General features: G+C 75.1%; 17 protein-coding genes. 7 read left to right on the top strand and 10 right to left on the bottom strand.

The features are described 5' to 3' along the window. Window positions 1–3: 3 nt before the first annotated feature. The 8 genes from A6F73_RS26270 to A6F73_RS26235 all read right to left on the bottom strand — a co-directional run bounded on the left by A6F73_RS26270 (window position 4) and on the right by A6F73_RS26235 (window position 8,349). The gene (locus A6F73_RS26270) at window positions 4–882 is read right to left on the bottom strand and encodes a hypothetical protein (protein ID WP_063350044.1); all 879 of its coding nucleotides are present in this window, start codon (window positions 880–882) and stop codon (window positions 4–6) included. Further along, window positions 879–1,841, bottom strand: coding sequence for a type II secretion system F family protein (locus A6F73_RS26265; protein ID WP_063350043.1), 963 nt, complete (start codon window positions 1,839–1,841; stop codon window positions 879–881). Before A6F73_RS26265 ends, A6F73_RS26270 begins: the two co-directional genes overlap by 4 nt. After that, entirely contained in the window at window positions 1,838–3,478 is a 1,641-nt protein-coding gene (locus A6F73_RS26260; RefSeq protein WP_063350042.1) for a CpaF/VirB11 family protein, read from the bottom strand. Before A6F73_RS26260 ends, A6F73_RS26265 begins: the two co-directional genes overlap by 4 nt. Then, on the bottom strand, window positions 3,468–4,745 hold the full coding sequence (locus A6F73_RS42580; RefSeq protein ID WP_063350041.1) for a hypothetical protein: 1,278 nt from the start codon (window positions 4,743–4,745) through the stop codon (window positions 3,468–3,470). Before A6F73_RS42580 ends, A6F73_RS26260 begins: the two co-directional genes overlap by 11 nt. Beyond that, the gene (locus A6F73_RS26250) at window positions 4,745–5,554 is read right to left on the bottom strand and encodes an SAF domain-containing protein (RefSeq protein WP_063350040.1); all 810 of its coding nucleotides are present in this window, start codon (window positions 5,552–5,554) and stop codon (window positions 4,745–4,747) included. The genes A6F73_RS42580 and A6F73_RS26250 overlap by 1 nt, the downstream gene beginning before the upstream one ends. A gap of 242 nt (window positions 5,555–5,796) precedes the next feature. Next, a complete protein-coding gene (locus tag A6F73_RS26245; protein ID WP_063350039.1) occupies window positions 5,797–6,741 on the bottom strand; it encodes a hypothetical protein in 945 nt (314 codons plus the stop codon). Next, window positions 6,735–7,214, bottom strand: a complete 480-nt coding sequence (locus A6F73_RS26240) for a hypothetical protein (RefSeq protein ID WP_159398547.1) — start codon at window positions 7,212–7,214, stop codon at window positions 6,735–6,737. The genes A6F73_RS26245 and A6F73_RS26240 overlap by 7 nt, the downstream gene beginning before the upstream one ends. A gap of 280 nt (window positions 7,215–7,494) precedes the next feature. Next, on the bottom strand, window positions 7,495–8,349 hold the full coding sequence (locus tag A6F73_RS26235; RefSeq protein WP_063350037.1) for a hypothetical protein: 855 nt from the start codon (window positions 8,347–8,349) through the stop codon (window positions 7,495–7,497). Between the two features lie 202 nt (window positions 8,350–8,551). Here A6F73_RS26235 and A6F73_RS26230 point away from each other — a divergent pair, with 202 nt between their 5' ends. The 3 genes from A6F73_RS26230 to A6F73_RS26220 all read left to right on the top strand — a co-directional run bounded on the left by A6F73_RS26230 (window position 8,552) and on the right by A6F73_RS26220 (window position 11,123). Beyond that, window positions 8,552–8,995, top strand: a complete 444-nt coding sequence (locus A6F73_RS26230; protein WP_063350036.1) for a pyridoxamine 5'-phosphate oxidase family protein — start codon at window positions 8,552–8,554, stop codon at window positions 8,993–8,995. 143 nt (window positions 8,996–9,138) lie between these two features. Further along, entirely contained in the window at window positions 9,139–9,591 is a 453-nt protein-coding gene (locus A6F73_RS26225; protein ID WP_063350035.1) for a MaoC family dehydratase, read from the top strand. A 347-nt stretch (window positions 9,592–9,938) separates the two neighbouring features. After that, window positions 9,939–11,123, top strand: coding sequence for an MBL fold metallo-hydrolase (locus A6F73_RS26220; RefSeq protein ID WP_244293710.1), 1,185 nt, complete (start codon window positions 9,939–9,941; stop codon window positions 11,121–11,123). Window positions 11,124–11,271: 148 nt separating this feature from the next. On the opposite strand, the gene A6F73_RS26215 is transcribed toward A6F73_RS26220, so the two are convergent. Continuing rightward, on the bottom strand, window positions 11,272–14,040 hold the full coding sequence (locus A6F73_RS26215) for a DUF6493 family protein (protein ID WP_159398546.1): 2,769 nt from the start codon (window positions 14,038–14,040) through the stop codon (window positions 11,272–11,274). Then, entirely contained in the window at window positions 14,037–15,476 is a 1,440-nt protein-coding gene (locus A6F73_RS26210; protein ID WP_063350034.1) for an SWIM zinc finger family protein, read from the bottom strand. The genes A6F73_RS26215 and A6F73_RS26210 overlap by 4 nt, the downstream gene beginning before the upstream one ends. A gap of 136 nt (window positions 15,477–15,612) precedes the next feature. Here A6F73_RS26210 and A6F73_RS26205 point away from each other — a divergent pair, with 136 nt between their 5' ends. The 4 genes from A6F73_RS26205 (at window position 15,613) to A6F73_RS26190 (ending at window position 19,509) form a co-directional block, all read left to right on the top strand. Beyond that, the gene (locus A6F73_RS26205) at window positions 15,613–16,512 is read left to right on the top strand and encodes an acyl-CoA thioesterase II (protein WP_244293500.1); all 900 of its coding nucleotides are present in this window, start codon (window positions 15,613–15,615) and stop codon (window positions 16,510–16,512) included. 143 nt (window positions 16,513–16,655) lie between these two features. Next, window positions 16,656–17,315: a TetR/AcrR family transcriptional regulator gene (locus A6F73_RS26200; RefSeq protein WP_063351543.1), complete on the top strand. Its 660-nt coding sequence runs from the start codon at window positions 16,656–16,658 to the stop codon at window positions 17,313–17,315. 246 nt (window positions 17,316–17,561) lie between these two features. Then, window positions 17,562–19,205: a BCCT family transporter gene (locus A6F73_RS26195; RefSeq protein ID WP_063350033.1), complete on the top strand. Its 1,644-nt coding sequence runs from the start codon at window positions 17,562–17,564 to the stop codon at window positions 19,203–19,205. A gap of 118 nt (window positions 19,206–19,323) precedes the next feature. Further along, on the top strand, window positions 19,324–19,509 hold the full coding sequence (locus tag A6F73_RS26190) for a hypothetical protein (RefSeq protein WP_063350032.1): 186 nt from the start codon (window positions 19,324–19,326) through the stop codon (window positions 19,507–19,509). The last annotated feature ends 50 nt before the right edge of the window (window positions 19,510–19,559 follow it).

Below are 19,559 nucleotides of genomic sequence, written 5' to 3'. Positions count from 1 at the left end.
GGGTCAGTTGAGCATCTGGTGGAGTGCGGGGAAGACGATCAGGACGGTCATCAGCAGGGTGAGGGCGGCTCCGGGTGCGACCATCCGCTCGCTGTCGGCGTTGGCGCGGGCGAGGTCCTCGGCGAGCAGCTCGCCGCGCAGGCCCTTGGCGCGCGCCCGCAGGGTGTCGTACACGGCGGCGCCGTCGGTGCCGGACAGCCGCATGATGTCCGCCACGTCCTGCAGCGGGCTGAGCCCCAACTCCTCGGCCAGCGCGTCGAGTCCGGCCCAGGGCGGGAGCCGGTCGGTGGCGGCGCGGTCGAGGGCGTCGCGGATGCGCCGGAACACGGTGCCGCGCCCGACCGCGGCGGCGCGGCGCAGCGCCTCGGCGGGCCCGCAGTCGGCAGCCCGTTCCAGGGCGACGAGTTCGAGGTAGGCGGCGATGCCGTGCAGGTACTCGCTGCGCGCCTCCTTGGCCTCGCCGCGCACGATGCCGTCGGGGACGAACCAGAGCAGGCCGGCCAGCAGTGGCCCGGCCAGCAGCGGCAGGGCGAAGGGCAGGCCGATGTCCATCAGCACGGCCATCGCGCCCAGGTAGGCGGGCAGCAGCAGGCCGATCGCGGCGAACAGCAGCTTGTGCACCATGAACCGGGCCGGGGCGCGGCCGATCAGGGCGAGTTCGCGGTGCGGCAGGGACACTCCGCGCAGGCCGATCGAGCGCTCGCCGATCCGGTCGTACCAGCGCGGCCGCTCGTCCGGGTCCGCGGCCCGTTCGGCGGGGGTGCGGTGCAGCCGGTCCAGGGCCTGGCGCAGGTCGGGCGGCGCGGGCCGCAGTTCGGCGATCAGCAGGGCGACGCCGCCGGCGGCGACGGCCCCGGCCAGCACGGACCAGGGGGAGATCACCGGACCTCCCCGAGCTGCTGGAGCGCCTCGTCCTCGCGCGCCGGGGCGCGGCGCCCGGCCTTGCCGCGCCGGTCGGGCGCCAGCAGCCGGGGCACCGGCGGGTGCGAGGCGAGGGCGCGCATCCAGGCGATGATCGCGACGAACAGGGCGGCGACGACGGCGAGCACGATCTGGCCGAGCAACGTGCCGTACGGCCGGGTGTACTCGGTGTTGAAGGAGCCGACCGTGACGACCAGCACGATGATGCCGACCAGCCAGCGGATGGTGGTGCGGTGCTTGGCCCGGTCGGCCTCGATGGCGCGGCGCTGGCGGACCTCCTCGCGCACCGAGTCGGCCATGTCGGCCAGTGCCCGGGCCAGGCCGGGGCCGCTGTCACCGGAGCGCAGCACGAGCGCGGCGAGCACCTTGTCGGCGGTGGCGTCGGCGACGCTGTCGGCGAAGGCCTGGAGCGCCTCCTCGGGCCGCCAGCGGGCCTGGAGCCGGGCGGCCAGTTCGCCGATCTCCTCCTCCAGGGCGGCGGGGGCGGTGCGGCGGCTGGTGACGATGGCCTGGTTGAGGCCGACGCCGAGCAGCAGCACGTCGGCGATGCGCTGGGTCCACTCGGACAGCGCCTCCAGGCGTTCGATCCGGCGGTTGTCCGGGCGGGTGGTGTCGAACAACCAGGGCAGGCCGAACACGGCCAGCGGCACCAGCAGGGCGGCCAGCGGGATGCCGGTGAACAGCCAGGCGAGCGGGGCGCCGGCGAGCGCGAGCGGCAGCTGGATCCGGCGCAGCCGGGCGACCCGGGCCGAGGCGGCGCCGGGGGCGCCGTACCAGAAGACGTGGGCGCGGCCGGCCAGCGGGCTGTTCCGCTCCGGGGTCTCGTCCTCGTCCGCCGGGTCGCTGCCGCGGGCCCAGGCCACCAGGGCGACCAGGCCGCCCGCGACGGCCAGCCCGCACAGGGCGAACAGCAGCATCATCGCGCGCCACCGCCGATCCGCAGCTGCAGCGGGGCGGCCCAGCCGCCGTAGCGGGAGCCGAGCAGGGCGGCGTCGAAGCCGGCCCGGCGCAGGTCGTCCAGGCACTGCGGCGGGGTGTGCGGGACGGCCCGCGGCTCGCCGAGGTCCACCCGGGGGCCGAACACGGTGTTCAGCGCGGGCCGGCCGCTCTCGCCGAGGCCGGCGACCTCCAGGACGTGGGAGACGAAGCGGTGCCGGCGGCCGCCGACGGCGGTCTCGTCGACCATGGCGACATGCACGATGAGGTCCAGGGCGTTGGCGGTGAGCCGGTAGGCGAGCGAGTCGGTCATGTGCGAGCCGTACTCCAGGCAGAGTTCGGCGATGCGGTCGACGACCATGTGCGGGCCGCGGGCGTGCAGGGTGCACATCGAGCCGCCCTCGCCGTTGGTCATGACCCGCAGCATCGGGACGACCTCGCCGGATCGGACCTCGCCGACGATGATCCGGGACAGCGTCATCCGCAGCGCCGCCGGGATGAGGTCGCCGATCGTCAACTCGCCTGCCAGGCGGCCCTCGACGCGTTCGCCGTTGCCCTCGCGGGCCTCCATCGGGACGACCTGGCGCAGGTGGCCGAGGGTGTGCAGCCACAGCTCGAACTCCGACTCCAGGGTGCCGATCCGCTCGTCCGGTGGGATCTCGGCGGCCATCGCGCGCAGCAGGCTGGTCTTGCCGACGCCCTGGGTGCCGGTGATCATCACGTTCTTCCGGGCCCGGATCGCGGCGGCCAGGAACGCGGCCAAGGTGCTGTCCAGGGTGCCGAGTTCGACCATCTCGGGCAGCGTCGCCGAGGCCACCCGGTGGCGCCGGATCGCCACGTACGGGCGGGGCGTCACCTCGGTGAGCGCCTGGAGGCGCATGCCGCCCTCCAGGCGCAGCGCGAGGGTCGGGCTGGCGGTGGACAGGCTGCGCTCGCCGCCGCCGTGCTGGCGGGCCAGGTCCTGGAGCAGTTCCACGAGTTCGGCGTCGCTCTCGGCCACCGGCGGCACCTGGCGCAGGGGTTGGTGCACCCGGGAGACCCAGACGTCGTCGCAGCCGTTGATCAGGATGTTCTCGATCTCCGGGTCGTCCAAGTAGGGCTGGAGCCGCCCGGCCCGGAACAGCAGGTCGAAGACGGCCTCGGCGAGCGCGCGGTCCTGCTCCCGGGTGGGCGGGATGCCGTGGGTCTGCGCGTAGGCGTCGGACCAGCGGGCGACCGCCTCCTCGATCAGCGCGCGGCCGCGCTGGCGGCGGGTGGCGCGGTCCGGTTCGGCGCCCGAGGTGGCGGTCAACCGGGTGATCTGCTGGTGCAGTTCGGCCGCGACCTGGCGCTTCAGCTCGCGGGCCACCTGCGGGTCGACGGCCGGCCGGGTGGCGGCGCCGCGCAGGTCGAGCGAGGGCAGCTGGGAGGGCACGGCGGTGGGCGTGGCCGCGCCGCCCGGCTGGACGTACGGCGGCGGCGCGGGCTGCGGGGCGACGGGGCCCGGCCGGTAGGCCTGGGGCGGGGCGGCCGCCTGCGTCTGCGTCTGGGCCTGTGTCGGGGCCTGGGCCTGGGCCGGGGTGGCCCAGGGCAGCGCGGCCGGGTCGGCCGCGGGGTGCTGGTGCAGGGGGCTACCGCGCACGGAGCACCTCCCCGGGGTTGTACGGCTGCGGACCGTTCGGGTGTGTCTGATCGGGTGTCACGGCGGGCTGCTGGAGCGGGTAGCGGCCGTCGTCCTCGGGCTCCGGGCGGACGTACGCGCCCTGCTGGTCGTACGGGGCCCCACCCTGCTGGTCGTACGCGACGTAGCCGCCCTGCGGCCCGTACGGCGACTGCGGCTGAGACTGCTGCGGCTGCTGGACGTGCCCCGGGAACGGGGCCGGAGCGGCCGGCTGGGGGGCCAGCCCGGCCAGCGGCGCCACCGGGCCGGTGGTGATCACCGGCCCGACCGGCTGCGGCGGGGAGTACGAGGGCTGCTCCCCCTCCACCGGCCGGTACGCCGTCGGCGAGGCCGCCTGCGGGGTCGGCACCGGGGGCTGGGCGTGCACCGCGGCCGGGGGCTGGGGCTGGGTCCCGGTCCGGGCCGCGGCGGTGAGCTGGGCCGGGACGGGCGCGGCGGTCGGCGCGAGCCGCTGGCGACGGCGGCGGACCAGCAGCTGCACCTCGTCCGCCGCCGAACGCGCCGTCCGCATCAGCTCCGAGCGGATGAACCGCCGGTCGGTGATGTCACCGCCGTCGGAGAGCACCCGGGCCGTGCGGGTGGCGTGCGGCAGCAGCCCCAGCACCGGCAGGCCGAACTCGCGCGACACCTCCGGTCCCGAGTACGGCCCCTCGGCGACCAGCAGCAGTCCGAGCGCGTCCACCCCGGTGCCGGCCGTGGCGAGGTCCTCGGCGAGCGCGGACAGCCGGGGCCGGGCCGAGCTCAGGCCGCGCAGCGTGGTGCGGACGGTCACCGCGACCACGTCCGCCCGGCGGGCCAGCACGGCGCTCACGCCGGTGGCGCCGGAGCGGCCGAGGTCCACGATGACGTCGTAGCCCTGCGGTTCGAGGCCGTGCAGCAGGTCGACGAGCGGCTCCCAGGTGTAGGCGAGACCCGGGGCCTGGGTGGGGTCGGTCAGCCCGGGCAGCAGCAGCCGCTCGGCGGTGCCCTCGGGCGAGAGGTCGATCAGCTGCTCCCAGATGGTCGCGGCGAGCAGTCCGCGCCGGTCGGCGACGGCCAGGTTGCGCAGCCCGTACACCGCGTCGACCCGGCCCTCCAGGGCGCCCGCGAGCACCGCGCCGCCGTCCGGGTCGGCCTCCACCAGCAGGACCCGCCGTCCGGGTTCCAGCGGCCAGGCCAGCAGCAGGGCCAGGGCAGCCGTGGTCGCGCCGGGCGCGCCCGGGCCGCCGGCCACCGCGATCACCGCCATCAGGCGCCACCCGCCCCGGTCGGGGGCGCGGGGGCCGTGGCAGCGCCGGAGGCGGTTCCGGTCGCCGGGGCCGTCGGCGCGGCGCTGCCGCCGGTGCCTGCACCGGCGGTCCCGGTCGCGCCGCCCGCCGCGGCGGCGCGCGGGGCCAGCAGGACCTGGATCCGGCCGCCGGCCACCCACTGCGCCAGCCGGGGGCCGTCCGCCGCGCCGACGGCCACGTCGATCACCTGGCTGCCGTCGGTGTCCACCCGGCCGACCGTGATGACCGTCGCGGGCATCGAGTCGGCCTTGGTGTTGTCCGGGGTGTAGACCACGACGATCTGCAGCCCCGGCTGGAGCCGGGTGGCGGGCAGTTGGCTGTGCTTGGCCGAGACGCCGACCACGATCTGGCCGGGCTGCACCGCCAGGGTCTGCGCGACGTCGCCCCTGGTGAGCATCGCGCCGCGCTTGAGGTCGGTGGCGGCCCGCATGCCGACCGCCTTGTCCCGTTCGGTGGCGGACAGCGGCCGCAGCGCCGGATCGCCGGCGATCCGGGCCACCACCAGGTCGTCGTCGGTGATCACCTGCCCCCACGGGATGTCCCGGGCCAGCGCCAGCACGGCGACCCGCTGGCCGGTGCTGTTGTAGAGCACCGCGCCGCCCAGGCCGCCGGCGGCGATCAGCGCGACGGCCATCGCCAGCACCGCCGGGCGCCGCCGCCGGGCCCGCAGCGTCCGGCCGGGGACGTGCGGGGCGGCGCGCCCCTTGCCCGCACCGCTGCCCGGGGCCTCGCCCGGCCCCTGCCCCTGGTCCGGGACCGCCACGGACACCGCGGCCCCTGCGGGTGTGCCGGATCCCGGCGTCGCGAACGTACGGTTCTCCACCGGGTTCCGCCCTTCCCTCGTGCTCGTTCCGGATCGTCGGTACTGGGTTCTCGGTGCTCGGGTCGTCACCGTTCGGGCCGCCGGTGCCCGGGCTTCAGTGCCCGGGCTTCAGTGCCGTGGTCGCGTGCGGCCGGCCGCCGGCGCCCCGCGGCCGGGCCGCGGGGCATCGGACGTCCGCCGCCGCCGGGTCAGTTGAGGACCTGCACCTCGGCGACCTTGAGCGTGAAGTTCGAGGACTGCGGCATCTTGACGTCGAAGGTCTTCGCGTTCGGCCCCGTGACCACGACCTCGCCCACCCAGTTCGCCGTCACCGTGCCGTCGAAGACGCCGCTCTTCCTGGTGCCCGAGCCCACGGCGAACTCGTAGCCGCAGTCAGGTGACTTGGCGGCGCCGTACTTGGGGTCGTACGGCGTCCCGGCCTTGTCGCAGGTCACGGAGACGCCGCTGTCGAAGACCCAGGTCACGCCCCTCAGCACCGGTGTGACGGTGACCGAGGCGCCCGGGACGGACAGCGTCTTGGGCGCGGGCGCCGCCACGCCGTCCAGCCAGAGCCAGACCGGCGCCTTCACCACCGCCGTGCCCTTGGGCGCGACGCCCGCCGTCGGCTTCGGGAAGCGCATCTCGTGGGCGAAGCCGAAGCCGACGTCCACCAGGTTCAGCGCCGGCGGCCCGGCCGGCGAGGTGGCCTCGAACACGATCTCGGCGCCGTCCTGGCCGCCGCCCGTCTGCGGGCAGACCTTCGAGTAGAGCGCGCCCTCGGACGGCTTGTGGCCCTGCCACTCCGGGGCGCCCTCGGGGGGCGGGTTGTCCAGCGGGCGGAAGTAGCACCCGAAGCCGCTGTTGAACCAGCCGCGCTCCGGGTCGTGGCAGGGCCACTGCTGGTCGTGGTAGCTGCACAGCAGCGGCCCGTCGCCCGTACTTCCGCCGCCGCCACCGCCGGGCTGTGACGGTCCGGGTTTCGGTTTCGTGCCACCGGTGTTGACCCCGGAGCAGATCACGTCCGGGTAACACTGTTCGGCACCTCCGCCCGGCGGTTCGTCCGCCGCCGCCGACACCGCCGAGGCCAACAGCAACCCGGCGGACAACGGCGCGAGGATCGCGAATCGCCGGGCCGGTTTACGCGTGTTCAGCATGCCCGGTCCACCTCCCGCTTGAAGTCGTAGATCAGCCAACGTGCTTGGAACCAGCGCAGGGACGCGGTCGCGACGTAGCGGTTCAGTCGGTCGCCCGGATCCTTTGCCACCTGGGTGACGGCGTCGACGCGGTGCCATCCCGACACGTCGACGCAGTCCTCGATCACGGCGGTCTGCGGATCGGCTTTCAGGTCAATGGCCTTGACCACCGCCGAATTGCGCGGCGTTCCGGTCATCACCAGTTTGGCGTCGCGAAGTTGGCGGAGACTGACCAGGGTGTCGGTAAGGGCCCGCCCGGAAGAGTACGTCTCCAGAGCGAATCCGTCCGAATCCGACCGCCCGAATGCCTCGGTCTGGGCCTGCCACCAGTCCTGATACGTCTTCAGGGCCAGCCGCCCCATGGCACCTTCCGGCCCGTCCGTCGGCGCGATCGAGGTGTTTACCGAACCACCCGAAGGAGGTACCGGATCCACTCCCGCGACACTGGGCGCAGCCGTTCCGAGCCGATCGACGGAGCCACCGGCACCGCCGCTCGCACAGGCTCCGAGGAGCAACACCAGAACCACCCCACCGACCCCAACCGCCCCAGGGCGCAACACATTTCCGCGCTGCCGCATCGCCCCACCTCGTCGCGACCGACCGATTCGTGATCCGTGGCCGCCGGAAGAATTCCGTCGTCCCGCAGGTGTTTCCGCTGGGGATCGATTCTTCGCCAACCCACCCCATCACGGCAACACCTCAGGCCACCTGACCTTACGCGGAAGGCGGTTCCGTCGGGGCACTTTCCCGCCACAGAACGGCCAACAGTTCTTCGGAAAGCGACAATCCGGCCAATGCGCCCCGAACCGCGGCCCGATTGCGCATCAACAGGCGCCCGCCCTGCGGCGGAACGAGCAGGCGCGCGCCCGGCGCACCCGAACCACCCGGTGCTTCGCCCCCGTCGAGCAGCGCGGCGACGGACGGCTGGAGATCCAGCGGGGCGACGGCCGCCGGGGCGCCCGGGACGCCCTGCCGCAGCACGGTGGTCAGGGCATGGCTGAACGAGCCCTCACCACCCGGCAGTACGGCGTCCCGGCCGCGTCTGCCCGGGGTGTACCGGCCGACCCGGCCCCACAGCGGGACACGCGGGTAGGCCAGCAGTTCGCCCGCGCCGTCCTCGCCGCCGCCGCGCTCCAACGCCGCCCAGGTGTCCCGGTCGGCCACCGCGTCGACCAGCAGCAGGGCCTCCTCGTGGCCACCGTGCACCATCGCGCTGACCACCCAGTCCCAGGCCAGGCCGCGCCGGTAGGCGTTGTCGGCGGTGCTGCCGCCGGTCACCAGGGCGAGCCGCCGCCCGCGCGGATCGACCGCCAACTGGCCGACCAGGCAGACCACCAGCCACCGGCCCGGGTGCTGGGCGGCCTCCCGGACGGCGGTGAGCATCGCGTTGGCGTCCGCGTCCGGCGCAACCTCGGTGACCCGGCAGCCGGCCGCGCCGACGTCGAAGCACATCCCGGGCAGCACCCGCGCGAGCAGCCGGGCGCCGTCCGGCGCCAGCGCCGAGCCCCCGAAGCCCCGATCGGGCCCGCCGTTCGCCCCGATCACCACCAGGTCGACCCCGCCCGCCATCCGCACGCCCCCTCCCATGCCGGCCCCGGCGCACCCGGGGCCGCCCGTCGCGCCCGCCGCTGCCGTGGTGCGCAGGGGCGCGTACCGTACCGCCGCCGGGCAGGCTACCGCCCCGGGCGGCCGCCGACGGGGCTCCCGGCCCGTCCGCTCAGGGACCATGGGCCCTATCGGCGCGCGCGCCGACCGGAGGACGATCGGACGCATGGAGCGTGAGGACCGTGTGGAGACCCTGAGCGAGGCCGAGTGCCTGCGGCTGCTCAGCACCGTGCCCGTCGGGCGCGTGGTGTACACCGAGCACGCGCTGCCGGCCGTGCTACCGGTCTCCTTCGAGGTCCTGGACGGGCGGTTGGTGCTCGCCGTGCGCCGGGGAAGTGCCACCGCGCGCGGGCTTGACGGCACGGTGGTGGCCTTCCAGGCGGACCTGCTGGACCCGGTCACCCGGACCGGCTGGAGCGTGCTGGTCCACGGCCGGGCGGACGTGGTGCGCGAGCCCGAGCAGGTGCGGCGGGTGCTGCGGTCCGGCCTGCGGCCGTGGGTGGGGGACCCGGAGCCGCTGTTCGTCGCGCTGGTGCCGGAACTGGTCAGCGGCCGGCGGCTGTTCCCGACCGGGCAGGACGCGCTGGGGCGCGGGGCGCTGCGGTCCTGAAACACCCACAGGGCCGCCGCGCCCTCGGGTTCCCGTGTTCCCGGGTTCCTGTGTTCCTGTGTTCCCGGGTTCCGCACCGCTGACAGATACCGGCGGGTACGCATACGCTTCCGGCGTCCTGACCCCTCCCCCAGGAGCGCACCGTGACGAGCTTCGCCTCCCTCGCCGATCTGACCGCCGCCGTCGGCACCGAACTGGGCACCAGCGAGTGGCACACCATCGGGCAGCGGCAGATCGACCTGTTCGCCGAGGCGACCGGCGACCACCAGTGGATCCACGTGGACCCGGAGCGGGCCAAGGAGAGCCAGTTCGGCTCGACCATCGCGCACGGCTACCTGACCCAGTCGATGATCCCGGTGCTGGCGAAGGAGTGCTACGGCGTCGAGGGCGTGCGCATGGCGCTGAACTACGGCTCGGAGAAGGTGCGCTTCCCGGCGCCGGTGCCGGTGGGCACCGCGATCCGGGCCACCGCCGAACTGGTCTCGGCCACCGAGGTGCCGGGCGGGGTCCAGGCGGTGGTGCGGTTCACGATCACCAGCGCGGAGAGCGCCAAGCCGCACTGCGTCGCGGAGACGATCACCCGCTTCTACGCGTAGCGGCACCGGGCGGCTCCACGCGGAGCGGCACCGGGCGGTGGCCCCGGGCGCGCGACCGGGGCGGGGTACGCCGATTGGCCCGCGCGGGGCCGCTCACCAGGTCCGGACGGCCCATGACGAGTAGTCTCCGACGAGATGGTTGTCGTATCGCAGCGGCCCCACCAGTCGCCCGGATACCCGCCCCGGCATGCCCGGTAGCCGTGACCGTCCTTGGAGGAGCCTTGCCCCGCCCCGCCCCCTGGTTCTCCCGCCTCGCCGGTCTGTCCTCGCAGTTCATCACCCCGCCGACCAACAGCCCGACCACCAGCCCGGCCCTCGGCCCGACCGCGAACCGCACCGGGTCGGGCCTGGCCCGACTGCCCCGCGCGGCCTGGCACCTGGTCCGGGCCGAGGCCTTCGGTGCCGAACCCCGGGGCGAACGGCTGGCCCGGATCCACCGCTCCCCGCAGTTCGCCGACGGCGCCTTCCGCAACCCGCTGCCCACCCGCCGCCTGGTCTACGAGCGCAGCCCGCTGGAGATCACCCGCGCCCAACTGACCGGGGACAAGACCCGCCGGGCACCGACCGCCGCCGTACCCGTGCACCGGCTGCTCCCGGTCGACCTCGCCCTGCCGCCGGACTCCGGACTGCGACTCACCTGGCTCGGCCACGCCACCGTGCTCGCCGAGATCGGCGGGCGGCGGGTCCTGATCGACCCTGTGTGGGGCGAGCGCTGCTCGCCGTTCGCCTGGACGGGGCCCAAACGGCTGCACCCGATGCCGCTGCCGCTGTCCGAACTCGGGCCGGTGGACGTGGTGGTGATCTCCCACGACCACTACGACCACCTCGACATGGCCACCATCCGCGCGCTGATCGGGACGGACGCGGTGTTCGCCGTCCCGCTCGGCGTCGGCGCGCACCTGGAGCGCTGGGGAGTACCGACCCGGCGGATCGCCGAACTCGACTGGTGGGAGTCGGCCGAGATCGCCGGGCTCACCCTCACCGCCACCCCGGCCCGGCACTACTGCAGCCGCGGCCCGCGCACCAGCGCGCTGTTCCTCTGGGCGTCCTGGGTGGTGGCCGGCGGCGGGCACCGGATCTTCCACAGCGGGGACACCGGCTACTTCCCGGGCTTCGCCGAGATCGGCCGCCGGCTCGGGCCGTTCGACGCGACGCTGATGCAGGTCGGCGCGTACAGCGACTTCTGGCCCGAGGTGCACATGACGCCCGAGGAGGGCGTCCGGGCCCACCTGGACCTCGGCGGCGATCTGCTGCTGCCGATCCACTGGTGCACCTTCAACCTGGCGACGCACCCCTGGGAGGAGCCCGCCGAACGGGTGGTCGCGGCTGCCCAGGCGCTGGGCGCCCGGCTGGCGGTGCCCCGGCCCGGCAAGCCCTTCGAACCGGTCGACCCGCCCGCGCTGCGGCTGTGGTGGCGCGCGGTCGCGGCCACGCCTCGCGGCATCGAGCCGCTGGTCCGGGACCGCAGCGCGGTGCCGGTCCGGGAGCGGGCGACGGATTTCAGCGAACAGATTTCAAAATCTGTTCGCTGAAATCTGTTATCTGTTATCTGTCTGCTGTTATCTGTTTGCTGTTATCTGTTCGCCCACTTGTCCGCAGCCACCTGTTCGCTGCCACCTGCGGGACGGGGCGGCGGACGGAAGTCCCGCCCACCGCCTGGGCCCAGGACCAACCGCGGCGTCACCCCGCCAGGACGTCCCGCAGTGCGCGGGCCTCCTTGACCAGCCGGCTCGACCCGCCCTGCTCCGCCGCCGCCGTCACCTCGGCCACCGGCCCCCGGGCGCCGGTGCGCCGGGCGCAGTCCGCCGCGAGGGCGAGCAGGTCGCCGAGGCCCCGGGCGGGCGTGCCCTCGCCGCCCAGCAGGGCCGGCAGCGCGGGCCCGAGCACCGACCAGACCGTGCCGTAGGCGCCCGTCCCGGCGGCCAGGGTGAGCGCCGCCGCGAGCCGGTTGGGCTTCACCGCGCCGCAGTCGACCAGCGCGCCGAGCTCGCGGCCGAGCTGCGCACCGTCCAGCTCGCCGCGGGCGGCGAGCACCAGCAGGGCGTCGACGGCCGCCGTCCGGTCCTCGGTGTGCCGGGCGCCCAGGCCGTAGGCCAGCGCCAGGTGCAGGGCGAGCCCGGCCGGGCCGCCGGCCTCGGCGAGAGCGGGCAGCAGCCGGCCCGCGCCGCGCTCGTCCCGGTCGGCGCCGGCGGCGAAGTGGTCGAGCCACCGGGCCGCCAGTTCCTCCCGGTGCCAGGGGAGCATCGCGGCCCAGTGCGCCGTGGGCCGCCACGTCCAGTCGCCCACCTTGCGGGCCCGGGCCACGCTCGGCTCGGTGCCGTCCAGCAGCGCCCGGAACTCGGGGGCGAGCCGCTCGCCGTCCGGGCCCTTCGGGCCGGCTCCGATGCCGGGTTGGGCGACGGCCACCCGCCGGACGTCCTCCCACCAGCGGTCCGCGTACTGGTGACCGTGCTTCGAGCCCCGGCCGGGGGCGAACAGCACCCGCTCGGACGGCTGGTCGGGCAGGCCGCCGGTGCGCAGCCACTGGGCGGCCCACCGCCCGGACGGCGAGGTGAGCGCCTCGGCGGCGCGCAGCACCCCGGCGTCGGCGCGGAGGCCGACCCGCAGCAGGGCCGCGCACAGGTCGGCCCGGCCGGGGGTGATGCCCGCCGTCTGGTACCCGGCGAGGCGTTCGACCAGCGTGCCGGGGTCGATCGCGCCGGTGGTGTCGGTCGGGGTGGCCAGCAGGTAGGGCGGCCGGTTCGCGGTCACCTGCCAGGCGGCCTCCTCCAGGCGGGCGGCGAGGGCGGTGCCCTGCGCGGTGTTGTTCTGTCCACGCAGCGGGGACCGGCCCTTGCCGCCGAGGAAGTCCCAGAACCGGTGCGGCGGCGTCTCGCCCGCCACCGCGGCCACGACGTAGAGGACGTCCCGGGGCGAGCAGTCGCGCCAGCGGTCGACGCCGCTCCACGGGTGGACCCGCCGGACCGGCTCCAGTGCCTCGGCGAGCGCCGCCCGGTCCTGGTGGGCCTGGCGGACCAGACCGTCCAGCACGCGCTCGAAGACCGTCGGCTCCGGCTCGTCGGCGGCGAGCAGGGCGGACAGCTCCTGCGCGAGTTCGGCCGCCGAGGCGATCGGCGGGCCGAGCGGGAGGGGCTGGGGGGCGGGTGGGAGGAGTTCGTTCCACCCGGTGTCCGGGTCGTCGTCGCCGTCGCCACCGACCGGCGCGCCGAACAGTTCGCCGGCGCGCCGGTGGTGGGCGGGGTTCAGCACCTCGGCGGCGAGCCGCAGTTCGGGCAGGACGGCCTCCCCGGCCGCGCGCAGGTGGCGGGCCACCACGTTCAGCGCCCGCTCCTGGACGGCCTGGTCCGGGTGCCCGAACGCCTCGGCGGCCGCGAGCACCACCGGCCCGGACCGCCCGGGCTCGCGCCGGGCCGCCCGCTCCAGCCAGCCGAGTTGGGCGCGGACGAGCTTCTTCTCGGCCCGGAACAGCACCACCGCGGAGGACTCGACCAGCACCTCGGGTTCGATCAGCCCGGCCTCGTCCAGCCCGGCGAGCACCTCCTGGGCGTGCCCGGCGACCACCGACAGCCCGTCCAGCAGCGGCAGCACGTCCCGTACCCGGGCGGCGTACTCCTGCGGGGTCGGGGCGAGGGCCCGCAGCACGTCGAGGAAGAAGCGCTGGTCGGCCGGCTTGCCGCCGCGCAGCAGCCGGGCCAGGCAGCGGTCGATCAGGTCGGCCCGGTCCAGGTCGCCGGCGGCGGCGAGTTCGGCGATCGCCTCCGTAAAGGCGTCCCCGGGGCGGGGGCTGAACCGCAAGGACACCGCGCCACCGATGTCGGCGAGTTCGAACACCCGGGGCAGCAGCACCGCGGTGAACGCGTCGGCCCGCAGCAGCTCGACCAGGGTGGGCCGTGCGCCGCTGCCCCGGCGCTGGCGTTCCATCCACTCGCGGACGAAGGGCTCGCTCTGCGGCACCGCGCAGCCGGTGCGGCGCACCACGGCCTCGATCACCGGGTACAGCGCCCAGCCCCAGCTCGGCGCCGGCCGGGCGGCGAGCCGGGTGGCCACCTCGATCTGCCACTCCACCGGCTGCGCCGCGACGAGTTGGCCCACCGCCGGGTGGCGGGCCCAGCCGAGCGAGGTGAAGTCGCGGGCGCCGAGCCAGGTGGCGGCCCCGGCCGGGCCGGCGTGGCAGCCGGCGCCGGCCAGCAGCAGGGCGCCCCTGGTGGCGAGCGCCTCCTTCGACCACTCGTCGCGCAGTTCCTTGCGCAGCGCCTTCAACGCGAGCAGGCAGTCCCGGCGCTGTGCCTGGTCCAGCGCGGCGACCAGCGCCGGTATCTGCGGCATCCGTCCGCCCCGGACGGCGGCGAGCAGGTCCTCGACCGCCGCCTCGCCCCGCACCGCCTCCGGTATCGGCGCCACCGCCGTCGCGCCCCGCACCGCTTCCGACCCCCCTGCCGCCGCGCTCATGCCTGGACCCCCTTATCCGCCGTCGGAACCGTCGAGACCGTCGGGACCGCCGGAACCGCCGGAACCTGTTCCCCGGCCGCCCGTTGGGCCGCCTCCCGCACCATCGCGACCGCCAGCGCGTGCTTGCACGGACCGCGCCCGCCACGGTACTTGGCCCACCAGAGGCAGGTGCAGCCGAGGCGCCCCGCCTCGTCCGTACGCACCCGCTGGATGTGGTCGTCCACCGTGACGACGGCCGTCGTGCCGCCCGGCTCCAGCCGCACCGCGCCCGCCGCGACCAGGGCCTGGGCGGCACGCAGCCGCGGGTTGGCGGCCTCGGCCCGCCCGGCGTCGTACGGGAGCTGGCGGTGGAAGTAGGCGGCCTCGGCGGTGTCGTAGCCGATCTGCCCGGCGGTGCCGAGCCGGGTGAGCGCGGCGCGGACCCGCTCGTGGCTGAGCCCGGACTGCTCGGCGAGGTCGGCGACCTCGATCCGCGGCTCCCAGGCGAGCAGCACCGCGACGAGGTCGGCGTCCTGCTCGGCGGTGCCGGTGGCGAGCGCGCCGAGCACTCCGCCCTCGCCGGAGAAGCCCCGGGAGGCGTCGGGCGAGAGGGTCAGGGTGAGCCGCATGCCTGGCAGGACCACCTCCCAGGCCGAGGCGGCCGGGCCGGTGGCGGCGACCGGGCCGTACACCCGCAGGGCGAGCGCGTGCCGCAGCACCCGCTGGAGTGCCACCAGCCGGTCGGGCCCGGGCAGGCAGACGGCGCCGGGCACCGGCCGGGTGGTGGGCCGCAGCGTCCGCCCGGCCGGGACGACCCAGGCGGTGCTGGAGCGGCCGCCGCGCGGCAGCGAGCGCAGGAAGCGGACCGCCTCGGCGGCGGGCAGTTCGGCGCGCAGGTCGAAGCCGGCGGCGACGACCTGGGTCTCGGCGAAGCCGCGCAGCCAGCGCTGCGGCAGCGGCACCTTCTTCTCGACCAGCGGCCCGTCGAAGCTGGTGACCTCCAGCGCGTCCGGCCCGACCGCGAGGTGCAGCGGGTCGCTCGGGCCGATCCTGGTCAGGGCCTCCCGCAGCGGGTTGTTGACGTCCACGTTGGTGGTGCCGTGGCCGATCTCGTCGCCGTCGAGGCCGGCCTGGAGCACGTCGAGCCGGGCGTAGACGCCGCAGCAGCCGGAGAACGACTCGAAGCGCAGCCGGTCCCCGTTGGCGGTGACCACCGGGTCGAGCGAGGAGCGCAGCTGCGGCTGGTAGTACCGCGCGGCGGCGACGTCCGCGACGGCGAGCAGCGCGGCGGCGGCCGGCGCCGGGTCGGCCAGGAAGCCCGCGAAGAAGCGCGGGTTGGCCGCCTCCCCGAGCGGGGTGGCGCCGCCGGAGGTGGCCAGGTCGAGGTGCCGGCCGTCGGCGCCGTCGAGGACGGCGGACGGGCGCAGATAGGCGTACGCGTGTGCGGATTGCGTCATGTCGAACACGCTAGGTGAGGGCACTGACAATCCGTCGGGCCGCGACCGCACTGGAACAGGTTCTACCGAGCGCCGGAGCCCCGGGGCGTTACCCAGGTCACACCGCGGCGCGGCGGGATTCTGCCACTATGGGCCCGTGACCGACCTGACAGAACAGGAAATCCGGGCCGACCGCCCGGCCGGCTCGTTCGCCGGACTGCTGGAGCTGGAACGACTGGACGAGAACACGTTCCGGGGCCACTGCCACGCCGGGGCGCCGATGCGCGCCTTCGGCGGGCAGGTCGCCGCGCAGGCGCTCACCGCCGCCGGCCGCACCTGCGAGGGCCCGCGCGCGGTGCACTCGCTGCACGGCTATTTCCTGCTGCCCGGCGACCCGTCCCAGCCGATCCGCTACGAGGTCGAACGGGTCCGCGAGGGCGTCTCCTACACCACCCGCCGGGTGACGGCGGTGCAGAACCAGAACGCGATCTTCACCCTCTCCGCCTCCTTCAAGCGCCCCGAGACCGCCACCGACCGCCACCGCACGATGCCGCCGCTGCCCGGGCCCGAGACCCTGCCGGACGCCTTCTCGCTCTGGGATCCGGCCCTGCGCGCGGCGATCACCGGCACCGGCGGCTTCCGCGACCTCGAACTGCGCTTCGTCCCGCCGGACGCGCCGGGCGTGCCGGCGTCCGTGCCGGGGATGCCGCAGCAGTTCGTCTGGCTGCGCATCGCCTCCCCGCTGCCCGAGGGCGACCCGCTCCTGCACGTCTGCGCGCTCACCTACCTGTCCGACCTCACGCTGGCCTCCACCGCCGGCCTGCACGAGCAGCCGAACTTCTTCCAGCGCACCGAGCCGCCCCGGCTGCTGATCGCCTCGCTCGACCACGCGATGTGGTTCCACCGCCCGTTCCGGGCCGACGAGTGGCTGCTGTTCGCCCAGCGCAGCCCGTCCTCCTCGGACGGCCGGGGGCTGTCGCTCGGCGAGTTCTACGACCGGGACGGGCGGCTGGTCGCCTCCGCCGTGCAGGAGTCGCTGATCCGCCGACTGCGCTGATCCACCGACTGCGCCGACCCGGGACAGAACGGGACGGCGCGGGACGGCGCGGGACGGGCCCGGCGACGGTGACCGCACGGCGAACGCAAGGGGGCCGGTCGGCGTCATACTCCTGAGCGGCCCCGGCCCGTATCATGGTGCGGGTGACCAAGGTTGACCTGTCACCACGGCCGGTGGAGGCGATGTCTCCGCGTCAGCTCGAACGCCGCGGAAGCCTGATCGCGGCCGCGCTCGCCCTGGTGAACGAGATCGGCGTCGAACGGCTGCAGATGAAACAGGTCTGCGAGCGGTCCGGAGTCGCCCTGGGGACGGCGTACCGCTACTTCTCCTCCAAGGACCATCTCCTGGCGGCGGCGATCGCCGAGTGGCACCGCCTGCTGCTGGCCGACCTGGTGGCGGAACTGCGCGGTCCGCGCGCCGGGCTGGGGGCCACCGACCGGGCGGTCCGCTTCGTCCGCGGCGGGATGCGGGCCTACCAGCGCCAGCCCGAGCTGGCCCGGCTGCGGGTGTCCGTCGCCGCCTCCACCGATCCGTTCGCCAGCGAGACCCTGCAGGGCATGGCCCGGGCCGACAGCACCGCCCTCCAGGCGGTGACGGCCGAGGTGCCGGCCGCCGCCAGCGACCTGGTGCGGCACATCGTCGCCCACGCCTGGCAGGGCGAGCTGACCGCCTGGGTGACCGGCCGCACCACCCTCGGCGACGCCCGGCGGCGGCTGGAGGACGTGGTGCGGCTGGTGCTGAACCCGTATGAGACGCCGTACCCGGCGCCGTACGAGGTCCCGTCCGGCACCCACCGGCCCTGAACCCGTCCGACGCGACAGCCGGCCCAACTCCCCGGCGCCGGACGGCTTCCGCCCGTGGTTCCGGCTCGCCGCGCACGCCCCGGCCCATGAGCACCCGGCCTGACGGGACGTAAGTCCCCACCCGCCGCCTCCCCGGCGCGCCCTCCCGCCCCTCGCGGCACGAACTGGACATAGTGCGACATGCAGCTTTAATCCGCCGATGTCGCCGAAGCCCACGTCCGCCCCCGAGGTAGGAGAGTCCACCCGATGAGCAGCCAGCCGCCGCAACCCGACCAACGCGCGGAGGAGCCCGACGAACCCGCCGCGACCCTGCCCGCCGACCGGGCGGTGTTCGGGATCAGCGCCGCCCTGGTGCTGGCCGTGGTCGCCTGGGGCGTGTTCGCCGAGGACTCGCTCGGCCGGACCTCCAGCAGCGCGCTCGGCTGGGTCCTGCACAACTTCGGCTGGCTGTTCGTGGTGGCCGCCGACGTCTTCCTCGTCCTCACCGTGCTGCTCGCCTTCAGCCGCTTCGGTCGCATCCGGCTCGGCCGCGACGACGACGAACCCGAGTTCTCCACCCTTGCCTGGGTCGCCATGATGTTCAGCGCCGGCATGGGCATCGGCCTGATGTTCTACGGCGTCGGCGAGCCGCTCCAACTGTTCGCCACCCCGCAACCCGGGTCCGGCCTGGAACCGCAGAGCGCGGCCGCCGCCCAGCAGGCCCTGGAGTTCTCGCTGTTCCACTGGACCCTGCACCCGTGGGCGATCTACGCCGTCGGCGGCCTCGCCCTCGCCTACACCACCTTCCGCAAGGGCCGCGGCAACCGCATCTCCGCCGCCTTCGTCCCGCTCATCGGCCAGCGCGGCGCCGACGGCTGGCCCGGGCGCGCGATCGACCTGCTGGCCGTCTTCGCCACCGTCTTCGGCTCCGCCACCAGCCTGGGCCTCGGCGCGCTCCAGGTCGCCGACGGCCTCGGCTACATCACCTCCGTGCGCAACACCCAGAACGCCCAGCTGATCATCATCGGCTCGCTGACCGCCGCCTTCGTGCTCTCCGCCTTCTCCGGCGTCCACAAGGGCGTCAAGTGGCTCTCCACCGCGAACGTCGTCCTGGCCTCGCTGATCATGCTCTTCGTCTTCGTGTTCGGCCCGACGGTGTTCACGCTGGACGCGATCCCCTCCACCGTCGGCGGCTACCTCTCCGACCTGCTCGGCATGTCCACCCAGACCGGGGCCTTCACCGACGAGAGCTGGCTCGGCTCCTGGACGATCTTCTACTGGGCCTGGTGGCTCTCCTGGGCCCCCTTCGTCGGCACCTTCATCGCCCGCATCTCCCGCGGCCGCACCATCCGGCAGTTCCTGATCGGCGTCCTGCTGGTGCCCAGCGGGGCCACCGTGATCTGGTTCTGCGTGATGGGCGGCACCGCGATCCGGCTGGCCTCCACCGGCGCGGCCGACCTGGTCGCGACCATCCCGAAGGGCGCGGAGGCCTCGCTGTTCGAGATGCTGCGCGCGCTGCCGCTCGGCTCCGCCACCAGCGTCGTCGCCGTGCTGCTGGTGATGACCTTCTTCATCACCAGCGCCGACTCCGCCTCCCTCGTCCTCGGCTCGCTCTCCAGCCGCGGCTCGCTGCACCCGCGCACCTGGCTCGTGGTCGTCTGGGGCGTGCTGATGGGCGGGGTCGCCGCCGCCCTGCTGCTGGCCGGCGGGCTCACCGCGCTGCAGAACGCGACGATCCTGGTCGCGCTGCCCTTCGTGGTCGTGATGCTGCTGCTCTGCGTGTCCCTGGTGAAGGAGCTCCGCGAGGACCCGGCCGCCGGCCCGTCCCGCCTGCACCCCGTGCACGGCCTGCGCGACGCCGTCCGGGTCGCCGTCGGCGAGGCCCTCGCCGAACGCACACCACGCCGCTGACCAGCGCGTACGCCCCACCCGTGCAGGTGGGGCGTACGCGGCCAACCGACGCCCAACCCCCGCCCGGACTTCACCCGCGCGTACCGACCGTTCACACCACCCTGGGACCCTCCCTGTCATGAACGCCAGCCCTCAGGCGCCCTACCAGGAACCGCGCTTCCCGCTCCCCCGGCGCCACCGCCGACTCCTCGCCGCCACCGCCGTCCTCGCCTCCATCGCCCTCGGCACCTTCGGCGTCGGCGCCACCGTCGAGACCGTCCAGCACGACACCATCGCCGCCACCACGGCCACCGCGAGGAAGTGACCCGCGAGAAAGCGACCGGCGAGAAAGAGACCGACAGGCCGTCCGATCCA

It is taken from the genome of Streptomyces sp. MJM8645, from assembly GCF_001625365.1.
In the GTDB taxonomy this organism is placed as follows: Bacteria; Actinomycetota; Actinomycetes; order Streptomycetales; family Streptomycetaceae; genus Kitasatospora.
This window is presented reverse-complemented; position numbering and strand designations above follow the sequence as displayed.